The sequence below is a fragment of the Pseudoalteromonas sp. S1608 genome (assembly GCF_005887265.1).
Classification (GTDB): domain Bacteria; phylum Pseudomonadota; class Gammaproteobacteria; order Enterobacterales; family Alteromonadaceae; genus Pseudoalteromonas; species Pseudoalteromonas undina.
On record NZ_PNDK01000012.1, the window covers coordinates 57,116 to 72,102 of the forward strand.

Sequence of the window (14,987 nt, forward strand, 5' to 3'; positions counted from 1 at the left end):
TTTTAACAAGCAGCGGTCAACATATAATTAACACAAAAAACACCAAATAAAAACAAAGTGAACAACGAGACCCCTAGAAATTAACAACCATATATACCTTGATAAAAAAGTAACTTAGTTAACATCTGAGGCAATTTACAAAAACTATTTTAAAAATAACAACAAACAACCACTTAATTATTATAAAATTATAGGCATCTTACTGTTTGCTAAAACAACGAAGCTTGAGTAGATTCAGATGTTGTGTTTAATGCGCTTAATATCATTTGCGCTACGGGTTCGAGCTGTCTTTGGATATATAAGGGGTAATTAAGGGGGTTTTTACCGGTATAAAGCTCAGCGCCGGATACTGCGTAAACATATTCGATTACTTGTCCGCGTTTTATTTCAAACTCAGGATGGCTCGCTTTGTGTTTTTTAACTGCTTGAACGTGAGGTGGGATATTTTTAATATAATCGTTAAGGTGCTGCCCTAAACGCTTTCTATATACTAATTTACGGTCAAACTCACCATTATAAAGATTTTGAGTGTAGCTATTTATAATATCGTGCAGTTGCTGTATTTCGAAGTTGTCGGTAAATAATGTCTCGAATAACTGTGTTTGAAACTCTTGTGCAAACTCAGTCCAATCGCTACGTACTGTTTCCATACCTTTAAATACAAGTTTTTTCTCATTATTTTTGGTTACTTGACCAACATAACGTTTTTTAGAACCTGTTTTTTTACCTCGTATAGTTGGCATAAAAAACGGACTGTAATGAGTTTCAAATTCAATTTCCAAATAGCTTTTTAAGTCATAACGCTGCTTTAATTCTACTTGCCACTTTTCGTTGATATGTCGAACAAGTTGGCAGCCAATTTCGTTGCATTGCTCAGAGCTTTTATCTTCACTAAGTTTTACAAACGTAGAGTCGGTATCACCATATATCACCTCAAAGCCTTGCGCTTCTATCCATTTACGGGTTGTTTGCATTATCTCATGGCCACGTAAAGTGATAGAACTCGATAAGCGCGGGTCGTAAAACCGACAGCCTTTAGAGCCAAGTACGCCATATAAACTATTCATAATAATTTTAATCGCTTGCGAGAGCATGGGTTGATTAGTGTCTTTGGCTTGTTGGCGAGTTTGTGTCAGGTGCTCAATTAATTTAGGCAGGTGGTGCTGCGTTCTTGAAAATAATGCCTGATTAAATCCTTCAACTGCTTGCTCTGGCTCATTTAGCCCTACGATTAAGCCTAGCGGGTCAATACAAAACGTACGCATAATTGAAGGATATAAGCTTTTAAAATCCAATACCAAAACGTTTTTATACAGCCCTGGAGTCGACTCCATCACATAGCCACCTGGGCTCTCAAATGAGAGCTCATGATCTCCTAAGTTGGGAGCAACATAACCACTGCGATGTAACAACGGTAAATATAAATTAGTAAATGCGGCAACCGATCCCCCCATGCGCTCAAGTTCGAGCCCAGTGATTTGAGTTCTAACTATGGCAAATTCAAATAACTTTAATTTTTCGAAAATTTGATTAACCAAAATACAGTCTTGGCGGTTGTAGGCAGCAAGAGCTAGCTTGTCTTCATTAAATTGACGAACAATTTCTGTTAATCGGTTGTCGGTTTTTATTAATTTAGATTCGTTAAGCACCCGCTCTGCAACATTAGCTAACGAAAAGCTGTCAAATCTATAAGTGGCATTCTTCAAGGTATCAATGCCATCAATGACGCACCGCCCTGGGAGCGTTAATCGGGTGTAATGACCCTTATTAATATATAAAGGTTGATTATCTCGGCCAAAGTTTAGAGTAAGCCCTAACGCCTCAGCGCGTTCTTGCAATAAACTAAAATCAAAATCAATAACATTCCAACCAACAATAACATCGGGGTCATTATTTATAATGTACTGCTGCAGCTTGGTGAGTAGGTTAATTTCGTCATAGCACCAGTCTATTTCAAATGTCGAGTCGCTCTGCAGCTGCAGCTGCTGCTCACCTATCATCAATACACAATCTAAACCATTTCCCACCAGTGCAACACTAAATAACACCCCGTCGCCATTGCATTCTATATCCAAAGAAACAGACTTAAGCGTTGGCGTATACTCGGTGTTTGCTTTTAGCTTTGCATCACTAATTTCAATAAAGCCGTTTTGAGCTTTGGCGTTACCGGTTACCCATACACCTCCTTTAATAAAGCGCTCCATTAAAAAGCGATCACTGTGGCGCACATCGGCTTCGTAAATTGGCATTACTTGCTCTAAAAGAGCTCTTGCAGTGTATAGGCTTTTTATATCGTTAAAGTAACAGGCAACACACTCGCTACCACTAAAGTGACAAAGCTCAACATTATTAAACTGGACGTTAACACTCGCCTTAGTCAACAAGGTATTCGCTGCCTGCTGCTCTGCTAATGGGATGAAGAATACCGCTTGCTGGTTTTCAATCGTCACTTTTATCGGGCCCTGATCAGAGCTTAGCCAGTAACACAAAGTAATACCTTGTGCATTTTTAGCCCCGTATTGTTGCCTTGATAAAATAAAGCCCTGATAGATTGCTTGTGTCAATGTTCGATCCCACTTAATATATACACTGTAATTATATACATATTTTAGGTTAATCATCACATGCTATCGAGCTCACTTAAAAAAACAATTAGACAAGTACACCAGCATGTTGCAAATAACCTAACCGATTACCGCCCTCGCAGTAGTCAAAACTATCTAGTTGCTGAAATCGCCAAAACATTAGCCGGTGAATACCATAAAAAACAACGTATTTGTGTTATTGAAGCAGGCACCGGTACCGGCAAGTCATTAGCATACTGCCTAGGCGCTCTGCCGCTGGCATTAGCACAAAAAAAGAAACTGGTTATTTCTACAGCTACGGTCGCTTTGCAAGAGCAGTTAATCGCTAAAGAGCTACCGTTTTTTAAAAAGCACTCAGGGCTCGATTTTAAATTTGATTTAGTAAAAGGCCGCCAACGATATATTTGTGCACACAAACTTCATAATGCGCTGAACAGCGATAGCCAAACTCAAATGGAGTTTATGCCTACCCTTACATCGCCACTAAGTGATATGGAAACTAAGTGCTTAAAGCAACTTTACGATGCCTATGTAAACAAAAAATGGCAAGGCGATAGAGACAGCTGGGCTGATACCATTCCTGATAGGGTATGGGGACTAATCGCTTGCGATAAGCATGCTTGCCAACGCCAGATGAAAGCACACCAAACATGTCCTTTTCAACTCGCCCGCCAGCAGTTAATGCAAATGGATGTTTTGGTTATAAACCATTCGTTACTGTTAGCTGATTTAGATTTAGGGGGCGGAAAAATTTTACCCGAACCCGACAACACCATTTATGTAATCGACGAAGCGCATCACCTTGCGCATATTACCCGCGACTTTTCATCTGCTGCGGCTACCATAAAAGGCACGATAGATTGGCTCGACAAACTCACTAAATTTAGTGGCAAAATGGCCAAAGTGTTAGTTGGGCAAAAAGGTATTGGGCAAAACTTTAAATTATGCGATAGCGTTAACGATGCAAACAAAGATTTAAAAGTAGTCCGCGATATTCTCGACAACGCCGATTTTGAATATTCAAAAGACGATACCTATCGCTTTGAACATGGTGAAATTCCTAAATCGCTACACGCTAAGGCAAAAGACATTAGCGAAGCCACGCTTGATGCATTACGCTGTTTGAATAAAATGCATGATACCCTCACACAAGATGTAAGCGACGGTGATATTAAACCTTATGTTGCCGACCCCATTCTGGCTGAAAGTGGGCAATACATAAACCGGTTAGAACAACTTAATAAATTATGGTTTAGTTACGCTACTAAAGGCGAAGGCACGCCGCATGCGCGTTGGATAAAACGACTTGAATATAAAAGCCATCATGATCACTTGCTTAGCGACTGCCCCATTGAGGTCGGTTACTATTTAAAAGACAAGCTGTGGAGCGAATGTGCTGGAGCCGTGCTATGTTCTGCTACCTTGAGCGCACTAGGCTCATTTGATCATTTTGCCTATGAAAGTGGCCTTGCTAAAGAAGAAGGGGTAAAGTTTATTAAAGTCCCCTCCCCGTTTGACTACCCAAAACAAGCCACTCTGCGAATTCCGACGTCAAGCATAGAGCCAACAGATAAAGAATTTAGCGATCATATTGCTAAAACACTACCTGAGTATCTAAACACTAAAAAAGCCAACTTAGTGTTATTTGCCTCTTACTGGCAAATGGACCATGTAAGTAAATTCCTTAGAACAAAAGGATTTAACTTATTAGTACAAGGTGAAATGTCACGAGAAGCTTTACTCAAATTACACACTAAAAATATTGATGAAGGCAAAGGCAGTATTTTATTTGGCACCCAAAGCCTTTCTGAAGGACTTGATTTACCTGGTAAATATTTAGAAAACCTAATTATTACAAAAATTCCATTTGCGGTGCCCACCTCGCCTATCGAAGAAGCACAAGCGGAGTTTGTGCAAAGTAAAGGCGGTAATCCGTTTTTATCTATAACCGTGCCAGACGCAGCAAAGAAATTGGTACAAAGCTGTGGTAGACTGCTGCGCAAAGAAAGTGATATTGGCACAATAACTATTTTAGATAGACGCTTAATCACCAAACGATATGGCAAAGCCATGCTTGACACCTTACCACCTTTTAAAAGACAAATAGATTACTGATGTTTGAACTTGCACTCGACCCAACAACTTGGGCTATTTTATGTGGCGTTGCACTTTTAGCGGGCTTTATTGATGCTATTGCTGGCGGCGGTGGATTACTTACTGTACCGGCACTGTTAACGGCGGGATTGCCTCCTCATTTAACGCTTGGCACTAATAAATTGGCCGCCAGTTTTGGCTCGTTAACGGCCAGTATCACCTATTATAAAAAACAGTTATTTAACCCACGATTTTGGTTTGCTTCTATTATGGCTACCGCCATAGGTGCTTTGTTAGGCACACTAATTGTTGATCATTTAAGCATTGAGTTTTTAAATAAGCTCTTACCCATTATTATTATTTTAGTGGCTTGCTACAGCTTGTTTGGTAATTTAAGTACCACACAAAGTGACGACCTGCCTAAGTTAACCCGCGCAATAAAAATTAAACAGTGGCTACAAGGGTTAAGCCTAGGCTTTTTTGATGGTTTGGCGGGGCCTGGAACGGGAACTTTTTGGACTGCCTCAAACGGTATGCTTTATAAAATGAGTTTGCTACTTAATTGTGGTTTGGCGCGTTCAATGAATTTTGTTTCTAACTTTATCTCGCTGATCACCTTTGTTGCGCTTGGCCATGTTAACTTTTTACTGGGAATTACAATGGGCTTCTTTATCATGCTTGGTGCATGGTTTGGCGCACATTCAGCGATTCGTTTTGGCAGTAAATTTATTCGTCCAGTATTTAATACTATGGTTATACTTTTAGCATTAAAACTAATTTACGAGGCATACTTTTAACATGCAACCTGCCGCTTTAGATAAACTACGCCAACAAGTTGCCACGCTTAAGCAACAGGCAGAGCAATTTGACAAAGCAAAGCTCTTTTCTAAAAACCGGTATATGCAGGCACAGCCGAGCCTATTTGACAGAGCCGTGTTTAGCACCAAAAGTATGAACTTAGCCGACTACGTAGTAGAAATAGAAGATGAAATAGCTAGCTTACCACCGAGCGAACACCGTCATGCATACACCTATGCACTTGAGCGTATTGCCAGTCAGGTACAAGCGGTATTTAATGTTATTAAATCGACCCCTATTTGGGTGAAAGAAAATAAAAGTCATTATAAGCCTCGCGCTAAACAGCCTGTTTATAAACAAGCGGTGCAAAAAATCATGCAATCATCCCACGAATTATATGATGAACTTAAACAAAATCATGAATTTGAACGTCGCCTAGTACTGATGATTGAAGAGCGTAAATTGCAAATGGAAAAAGCATCGCCTGCGCAAGCACAAAAGCTTAACCAAGAAATTTTAACTACTCATGCACGACTCGGCCGTTGTAGAAAAGCGATTTCTGCCACCGAAGACAAAATTCAACAAGTAGAAAAACAACAGCTACGCTAATGCAGCTTTTTTATCACCCTCTCTACTCTGCTTTAACGCTCCCTGAGCGCCATCGATTTCCAATTAAAAAGTATCAACAGCTCAAGCATGAAGTTGAACGTTTAGGCTATACGCGGTTTATATCGCCTTCGCCAGCAACTAAAGCGCAGTTAAGCTTATGCCATAGCTCAGATTATATTGCTGACTTTTTAAACGGGTCGTTGACTGACAAAGCGGTGAAGAAAATGGGATTTCCTCACTCTTATAAACTTGTTGAGCGAACTCTTTACTCTGTTGGTGCCAGTATTCAAGCCGCTGAAACAACACTTGAAAGTGGTTTAGCGGCTAATTTAAGTGGCGGCTATCACCATGCTTACAGCAATTACGGCAGTGGCTTTTGTATTTTTAATGATTTAGCCATTGCGGCAGCGCATCTTATTTCAACAGAGCAAGCCGACACTGTATTAATATTTGATTGTGACGTACACCAAGGTGACGGTACCGCGCAAATAACCCAACAGCACGAGCAGATAATTAGTTGCTCAATTCACTGTGAACAAAACTTTCCTCGGCAAAAACAGTACTCAAACTATGACTTTGGCTTACCTGCAAACACCACCGATGCAGAGTATTTAACAACACTAGACCAAGCTCTTGAGTTATGTGTTCGCCTCCACCAGCCCGATATTATTTTATATAATGCGGGCGCCGATATTTACACAAAAGACGAACTCGGCTTATTTGATGTTTCCTTAGCTGGTATATATGAGCGCGACTTTGCTGTTCTTAACTTTTGCAAGCAGCGAAACATACCGCTGATGTGTGCTTTAGGTGGCGGTTATCAACGTAACATCAACAATTTAGTTAGTGTCCATAAGCAACTATTTAAAGCGGCTCTCGATTTATAACAATCCTTGGTATAGACTCATTACAGACAATAAAAAAGAGTGACAGGAATATGCGATTAGATGACGACATACACAATTTTTACGAAAAGCTCGTTTTAGAAGAAATAGAAAAACGTAAACTTAATGAACGTTACAGCGACGATGTAATGGCTGACTTTTGCTGTACCGTACTCAATCAATTACCCCCACGTTATATTAGATACGATGTAGATATGGCGTTTTATTTAACTCAAACAGATCGTTTAGATATGGAACAACGCGTAGAAGTTGCCATTAATTTTGCGATTGATCAAATAGCTAAAAAGAAAGAGCTCCATGAGTAACCCGTTAGAAGAAGCTCCTACACACGTGAAACTGGCTGTTGATTTAATTATGATTTTAGAGCAACACGATGTAGAGCCAGAAGAAGTATTAAAAGCGCTCGATATCGTAAAAAGTGACTTTGAGAAAAAGCTAGTTAGTAACTAGCTTTACTCTATTGTTTGTATTTCATGAACAGTGACAACACCATCGTGTTTATTACAATCAATTTTAATTTCGCCGAATGTGCGCCTAGGTGATGTTGACCTACGGCAGGTCATGTTTTGAGCTTTAACACCAAATTGTTCAATATAAACGGCAACAATTGCATCTATTTCTTGCTTCTCTTCTGTTGTCGCAGCGGCATAAAAAGTATCATATTGTTGTGACCAATTTTCAACGCCTGCTTCTGCAGCAACACCCAACCACCCCATACCAAGCTTAGTTGATTGCTCTAAATATTGTCCTTTTAAAAACATAAACGCTAGGGTGTATTGTGCACTTTTATAACCGAATGCAGCGGGCTCTTCTAAATAGTTAAAAGCCTCTTCAAACTCCCCTTTTCTGTATGCCTTAACACCATTATATTCTTTTTTCTTCATAGTATTATCGCTGTAAAGACTTATTGGTGACGAATTACAGCCAGTTATTAAAGCCATCAATACCAGCAAAGTTGCACTCAATTGTCGATGATTCATTATTATCCTTAATTTATTATTGTTTTTGCCCAGAAACATACACCACTTTTAAAACACCCGCCCTAAAAGTTGTTAATATAAATTTAATATTATCATGGGATTGCAAAGCTTACAGCGATTATTTTTATAAGCGCAGTTTTAATCGGCCATTAAAAATAGATAAACCTAATTTTTTAATACCCTGTATTTATACACAAGGCACTTTACTACTTTAAGCAAAATACATTTAACTGACGTAAATCTATCACTGACTGTCCGTTTGCTGAACAAGTAATAATAACTGCGCGGCCGCTTTAGCATCGTCTAATGCACGGTGATGGTTGGTTAAGTCTAAATTAAAGTGTGCAGATAAATTTCCCAGCGAATACGATTTTAATCCCTTAAATGCTTTACGTGACTCAACAACGGTACATATTTTTGGCATTTTAAAGTTGATTCCCAGCCCCTCAAGCTCTTTTTTAATAAAGCCATAATCAAAATTAACATTGTGAGCGACAAAAATACTACCCGAAAGCTTATCTAATAAAGTCGAAGCAATGTCGCTAAATATAGGCGCATCACTTACCATGGCGTCGTTAATACCGGTTAGTTTAGTAATAAAACGAGGGATAGGCCGCTCTGGGTTTATCAGCGTAGTCCATGTATCAATGATGTTGCCTTGCTGTATTTTAACAACACCAATTTCGGTAATTCGATTACCACCCTTTAATCCCCCTGTTGTTTCAATATCAACAACACTATAAATCCGCTTAGGATCTACATACCAGTTTACCGCTGCAATATTTACGATAAAGCCACAGCTTTTTAAATTATCGATACTCACTAACTGGTTTCTTTTAAGCTTATCGCCAGGCGCTTTAACCTCTTCAAAATGAACGGCGTTATTATCAACAATCATTAAATCGGGATAACCATCTTTTAATTGTCGGTAGTTTTTTGCCATGTTTTTTAAATGGCTTAATAGCGCATTTATTGGGCTGTTTAAAATAAGCATCTCTAATGGCTTTAATACATCTTTGTGCCATCTAAATAAGCCATTTGGTTGCTCATAATACTTCGCGGCATGGTTACACACTAAACGCAGCAATTTTGGGGTACTATTACACGTAGCTAGCCGCGCTTCTATTTGTGAGGATTGATTTAAGTAAAAAGAGTCTGTTTTTAACGCTTGCGGGAAAATATCAAATTCATTACAAGGAGGCGTCGGAGTTTCAATAAACAGCTCTTGCCAAAAAACCAGTGCAAATAGGCTTTGCCACAAGGTATTCTCAGTATAAAAAACCTGCTTACCTTGACGAGTGTAGTGCTCGCTTACACCTAACTCAACATCGCCACGGTAAAGCTCATCAACTTCTATAATACAACGTGTACTGGCTAACATTTCACTGAGCCGCGAACGGGTTTGCTTGTTAAATTTACGCATTAAAAAGTCATCTGCGAAATACAGTAACTCATCGGTGAGCGGGTTTTCTATAATCTTCTCAAGCTGCGCTTTTACCCATTGCTTATTACCCTGTCGATACTGCTCCCTTATTTGAATCTCGAGGGCTTGTGCATCGTCTTCGCAGGCATTAAGTAAATCATACGCAAGTGTTGGGTTAGTTGTTTTTAGTTGCTTATAAAGTATAACCAGTAACTTGTTTTTTAACTCTTGTGCAATAACCCCTACTGCTACTTCATTTATTAGCTGCTTTGCTAGTTCCTCTCTTTCATTGTCATCTTTTGTATTTTTAAGCGTTAGTCGCAAACGGTTTAATGCATAGTTAGACTGCGCTTCCTTTATTGAATCAAAGCGCGATAAGCTTTCATTATGCTCTTGCCTAACAGGTGTTACGCCTAAATCTCGCAGTACAAATCGATTTTGATGATTAATATCGCCTGCACTGAGCCTGCCAATATATAAAAATTCAAAATACTCGAAATACTCTTCTCTATTATTTATCACGTACTGATTATATAAGTGTGCAAGACACTCTGGCTTAGATTCAAAGAATGAAATAGCTATTTCAACTAAGTTACTTTTAGCAGCGCTTTTTTTAAATAATGGCGTTTTTTCTTGCTTTTCTAGCAGCTCTATTAAGGCCGATTTTGTTAGGTGACTTAGTAGTTGCTTATGATCTTTATCAGAGGGTTCTACAATTAACTTTGCCGCTTTTAATTTAAAAAGTGCTTGGTATGGCGAACTAATTTCTTCGTAGTTTAACGATTGGGTTTGAACTAAATAAGGCTTACGAGAATAAATGCGCGCCAACATGCACTGGCTCTGCTCGTCGAGCGCGTTTATTTTACTGATAAATGAAAGATGCTTTTGCTCGAGTAAATGCATGCATTTCTCGCTCACAAAAGTTAATAGCTCTCTAAAATGTGCCAAATAATATTTCGCTGGTAACTCTTTTTTCATAAAACCGTCCATACTGTATATAAAAACAGTATCTAGCATCTCATTATTTTTATCAACCCAATAAAAATTTTTTATGCATACGTATTACTATTGAAATATCTTTTTTAGCGTGATTACTCTGTGCTAAGGTTGCCCGCAAATTATTAGTGGCACTTTAACTACATTACACATAATAAAAATTAGGATTGAACAACATGACGACACAGCATGCAACTAAAGGTGAGCATAGCGCACAGACTAAGTGCTCGCTTTTTTATGTTATTTTTATATCGGCCGTTGCCGCTATTGGTGGCTTTTTATTTGGTTTTGATTCAGGCGTTATAAATGGCACCGTATCGGCATTGGGTAATACATTTAATTCAAGCAGTGTTGCAACTGGTTTTAATGTTGCATCTGTATTATTAGGCTGTGCATTAGGGGCATTCGCCGCTGGCCCATTAGCTGACAAGTTTGGCCGTCGCGCTATTATGATTGTCACTGCCATTATATTTGCAGTCAGCGCTTTTGGCTCTGGCATTGCAGATAGTTCTGCTGAGTTTATTTTTTACCGCTTGTTTGGTGGGTTAGGTATAGGTGCTGCCTCGGTTTTAGCGCCTGCTTATATAGCAGAAGTTGCTCCTGCGAGTCTACGTGGTCGCTTAGCTACACTGCAACAACTCGCTATAGTTCTTGGTTTATTTGCAGCTTTTTTAAGTAACTACCTAATTGCTAACGCTGCTGGCGGTGCCGAGGGTATTTTAATGTTAGATTTAGCCGCGTGGCGCTGGATGTTTTGGGCTGAACTTGTTCCTGCAGGCTTATTTTTAATTGGTGTACTGTTTATCCCTGAATCACCGCGTTACCTAGTTGCACAAGGTAAACTTAAACACGCTAAAACTGTATTTAACAAAATCTCAAATGATAATGCAGATACACAAATCAGTGACGTGAAGCAGTCTCTGCAAAGTGATAAAAAGCCAAGTATTCGCGACTTATTTATTGATGGCAGTAAAAAAGTACACCCTATTGTTTGGGTGGGTGTAGCTTTATCTGTTTTCCAACAATTTGTTGGTATTAACGTGGTATTTTATTACGGTTCAGAGCTATGGCAAGCCGCCGGCTTTGATGAATCACAATCACTGTTTATTAATGTACTTGCCGGCACCACCAATATTTTATCTACCTTTATTGCTATTGCCTTAGTCGATAAAGTAGGCCGCAAGCCACTATTATTGGTAGGTAGCTTAGGTATGTTTATTAGTTTAAGTGCACTTACTTACACCTTTGGTAGCGCTGGACTTGATGAAGCAGGCAAGTTAGCACTTAGCGAAAATATGGGTACCTTTGCATTAATAATGGCTAATTTGTTTGTGGTATTTTTTGGCTTAAGTTGGGGCCCTATAGTGTGGGTGCTACTTGGCGAAATGTTTAATAACCGTATTCGCGGTGCGGCCCTTGCTGTTGCAGCTAGCGCGCAATGGATAGCTAACTTTGCTATTACTATGACCTTCCCGATTATGCTCGGCAGTATTGGTTTAGCTGGTGCTTATGGCTTTTATGCCTTATCGGCATTTATTAGTGTATTTTTTGTGGTCAAATACATCAAAGAAACACGCGGTATGAAATTAGAGTCAATGTAATTATTTAGCCTGAGTAACATCGACTTTCCATTAGTTTACTCAGGCTAATCCCCATTCTATTATCTTATTTTTCTGCTCATAAAACTAATTAGATACATTTAACCATTTGGCAAGCGGATACTCTCATGCACGTTGTAAGCTTTTGCCTGTTAAACCATTATCAACTGAGTATATTACCAATCACAGTGTATAAATCATCACTATTAATTGGTTTGGCAATAAAGTCATCCATACCGGCTATTAAGCATCGCTGTTTATCTTCTTCATAGGCATTAGCCGTAATCGCTACTATAGGCACTCGCCAACCTGTTTTAAGTTCCATAACTCTAATCGTACGTGTGCATTCATAACCATCCATGTTAGGCATTTGGCAATCCATTAAAATCAAATCGAACGATTGCTCTTTTAATACATCAAGAGCCTTAATACCATCCTCGGCCATAACAACCACAGCTTTAGTCGGCTCCAACATTTTTGAAATAACCTGCCGATTTATCGCATTATCTTCTACCAACAGTATGTGCTTACCCAGTAGATTTGGTTGCAAAGCTGCTTTTTTAGGTAAGGTTGAGGGAGCGTCTGCTGACTCTGGTGCGCTAATACTAAACGCAAACGTACTACCTTTACCTTCTTCGCTGTGTAACTGAATTTCACCGCCCATCATTTTTATCAGCTTTTGAGAAATAGCCAACCCGAGCCCTGTTCCCCCATATTTACGAGCAACGCCCACATCAGCTTGAGTAAACTCGCTAAATAACAGTGATTGCTGTGCCTTCGCAATACCAATGCCACTATCTTCAACGCTAACTTGAAGCTTATTATCGTGATAATCAAACGACAAATTCACAAAGCCTTGCTGCGTAAATTTATACGCATTAGAGAGTAAATTAATGATCACCTGATTTAAGCGTAATTCATCAACACTAATGCACAGTGGCAAATTCTTAGATTGAATAACCGTAAATTCTACCTCTTTGGCAGCAACAATCGAGGAAAATAAAGAACGTATATTTTCGATAAATGGAGTTAGCTGCGTAGGCTTAATATTTAACTCCATGGCATTTGCTTCAATTTTAGAAAAATCTAAAATATCGTTAAGAATATTAAGCAAGTTTTTTGCACTTTTTTGTTGTGTGATTAACAACTCCTTTTGTTCGGTACTTAAGGACTGATCTCGAAGCAAAACCTCTCCCATACCTAATATGCCATTCATAGGTGTTCGAAGTTCGTGACTCATGTTTGCTAAAAATTGTGACTTAGCAATATTTGCTTCATTGGCGAGTTTAACTGCTTGTGTTAATTCAGTTGTTTGCTCTGCGACTTTCTCTTCTAATTGCTGATTAAAATGACTAAGCTGTTTATTGAGATCTTCATTTTTTACATTAGAAGCTTGCAAACTTTTAATTGAGTGTTGTAGTGCATTGCCCAACATTTCAAATTGTTGCTGTAGTTGCAGCACTTCATACCAACTAGAATCTGTATTAAATACGTGTTTTTTAGTTTTACTAAAGCTATTAATTAAATGAGTGAGCTCTATGATGGGTTTAACCAACAAATGGGTAAATTTATGAATAAATAAAACCACTAGTGCAATAGAGCATAATCCTAATAACATAGTAGGCAACCATGCAGCCACTACCACCATAGTTAAATGTTTACGATTATATAACGATATAACCTGCCAACCTGTGTTGTCGTCAACATACTGATTTGTATGGTACATCTCGTTATCATTTGAGCGAAAAAGTTGATTGCCACTGAGGCTTTGAAGACTAAGTTCCTGCTGCTTAAAATCACTGAGCGCAGCAAACTGGCTTAACGAACTAAATACCACTTTTTTATCTGCATCTAGAACAAGTAAATCCCCATTATATTCAAATAAATTTGGTATAAACCGCTCTAATTGATCTAGCTTAAGTGATCCCTCAACGACCCCATAAAACTCATCATTTTTATAAATCGGGGCGGAAAGCGCTACAATGGGTTGATCGCCTAATCCTCTGCCTTGAAAAACACCACTGATATAGCCCAACGGGAACTGCTGAGCTTGAGCAAAATAAGGACGATCATTAATATAACGCTGACTCTGACTCAAACCACTGAGCAATTCACTCGGTATACTTTTCTCGACATAACCTTCAGAGCTGGCATATAGACTAGTTACAAAGCCAGGATATAATTCCATTAGCCGCTCTAACTGCTGTTGTATTGATACCCCAGCACTTATTGCATCACTGGTTATTACCATGGCACTTTTATGAAACAATAAATAATCACTCAGCTGGGCACTGATCGAACGAGATTTTTCTTTAAGTTGAGTGTTTACTTCGTATTCTAAGCGCGAATAATGCTGATTAACCAAAAAGACACTGGTGATCAAAACCACTAAAGCAATAATTATACTTACAACATAGCTTAATATTCGGGCCAGAGGCTGCCCTTGATAAGCTCGGCTTGCATGGGGGACAAATATACTCACCAAGTCGACCAAAGCCAACGCTATCATAGCATTGATTAAGTATTTTGAGGCAGCCACAACAAGTGTGAGCCAAGGCAGGCCTATAACAAAGTGACCCAAAACCCACACCAGTGGTAAGCCCACTAAAAACCAAAATACGGCGCCTAAAGGAAGTATTGGCTTAGAACGCTTTAAACAAAAGGCATAAAGCCAAAATAGCTCAAGTGCATAAACAACACTGGTCCAGCTATGCCCCCAGCGAAAAAATAAAAAACCAGTTACAATCGCTAAACTAAGAAGAGAGTAACGAAGCCCTCCAAACACTAGGCTAAGTATTACAAACGTCTGACCAAATAAAAATTCAGAGCTATCAAAAAAATACAGAGGTAGAAGGTTAGCGCAACCTCCAATAAGCCCGAGTAATATTGCCAGCGCCCATTTATTCCTCTGAGATGTCATATTGACCCTTTATAGCTTTATTGAACACCTGCGGTGTATAGTATAATCGCGAGTTTTAATTATTACTTACCCATTAGCT

The 14,987-nt window shown here is 39.0% G+C and carries 11 protein-coding genes; 7 read left to right on the forward strand and 4 right to left on the reverse strand.

Features of this window, described 5'->3' with window-relative positions; genetic code table 11:
- Positions 1-209: 209 nt before the first annotated feature.
- Complete coding sequence (locus tag CWB75_RS05360; RefSeq protein WP_138570082.1) at positions 210-2,564, reverse strand: DNA polymerase II; 2,355 nt, start codon at positions 2,562-2,564, stop codon at positions 210-212.
- 60 nt (positions 2,565-2,624) lie between these two features.
- On the opposite strand from CWB75_RS05360, the gene dinG reads away from it, so the two are divergent.
- The 6 genes from dinG to CWB75_RS05390 are packed head-to-tail and all read left to right on the forward strand — an operon-like array spanning position 2,625 to position 7,441.
- Entirely contained in the window at positions 2,625-4,700 is a 2,076-nt protein-coding gene (dinG, locus tag CWB75_RS05365; RefSeq protein ID WP_054202434.1) for an ATP-dependent DNA helicase DinG, read from the forward strand.
- Positions 4,700-5,476 carry a TSUP family transporter gene (locus tag CWB75_RS05370; protein WP_138570083.1) on the forward strand — a complete coding sequence of 259 codons (777 nt, stop codon included), beginning with the start codon at positions 4,700-4,702 and terminating at the stop codon, positions 5,474-5,476. Before dinG ends, CWB75_RS05370 begins: the two co-directional genes overlap by 1 nt.
- A 1-nt stretch (position 5,477) precedes the next feature.
- Positions 5,478-6,086, forward strand: a complete 609-nt coding sequence (locus CWB75_RS05375) for a primosomal replication protein (RefSeq protein WP_008109383.1) — start codon at positions 5,478-5,480, stop codon at positions 6,084-6,086.
- Positions 6,086-6,973, forward strand: coding sequence for a histone deacetylase family protein (locus tag CWB75_RS05380; RefSeq protein WP_138570084.1), 888 nt, complete (start codon positions 6,086-6,088; stop codon positions 6,971-6,973). The genes CWB75_RS05375 and CWB75_RS05380 overlap by 1 nt, the downstream gene beginning before the upstream one ends.
- A 50-nt stretch (positions 6,974-7,023) precedes the next feature.
- Positions 7,024-7,296: a late competence development ComFB family protein gene (locus CWB75_RS05385; protein ID WP_138570085.1), complete on the forward strand. Its 273-nt coding sequence runs from the start codon at positions 7,024-7,026 to the stop codon at positions 7,294-7,296.
- Entirely contained in the window at positions 7,289-7,441 is a 153-nt protein-coding gene (locus tag CWB75_RS05390) for a YbaM family protein (protein WP_010388219.1), read from the forward strand. Before CWB75_RS05385 ends, CWB75_RS05390 begins: the two co-directional genes overlap by 8 nt.
- 2 nt (positions 7,442-7,443) lie before the next feature.
- Here the strand turns inward: CWB75_RS05390 and CWB75_RS05395 are convergent, their stop codons facing one another.
- Complete coding sequence (locus CWB75_RS05395) at positions 7,444-7,971, reverse strand: SEL1-like repeat protein (RefSeq protein ID WP_054202429.1); 528 nt, start codon at positions 7,969-7,971, stop codon at positions 7,444-7,446.
- A 244-nt stretch (positions 7,972-8,215) separates the two neighbouring features.
- Positions 8,216-10,372 (reverse strand): exonuclease domain-containing protein, encoded by a 2,157-nt coding sequence (locus tag CWB75_RS05400; protein WP_138570086.1) that lies wholly within the window; start codon positions 10,370-10,372, stop codon positions 8,216-8,218.
- 194 nt (positions 10,373-10,566) lie between these two features.
- On the opposite strand from CWB75_RS05400, the gene CWB75_RS05405 reads away from it, so the two are divergent.
- Positions 10,567-11,991: a sugar porter family MFS transporter gene (locus tag CWB75_RS05405; protein ID WP_010388211.1), complete on the forward strand. Its 1,425-nt coding sequence runs from the start codon at positions 10,567-10,569 to the stop codon at positions 11,989-11,991.
- 160 nt (positions 11,992-12,151) lie between these two features.
- On the opposite strand, the gene CWB75_RS05410 is transcribed toward CWB75_RS05405, so the two are convergent.
- A complete protein-coding gene (locus CWB75_RS05410; RefSeq protein ID WP_138570087.1) occupies positions 12,152-14,908 on the reverse strand; it encodes a hybrid sensor histidine kinase/response regulator in 2,757 nt (918 codons plus the stop codon).
- Positions 14,909-14,987: the final 79 nt, after the last annotated feature.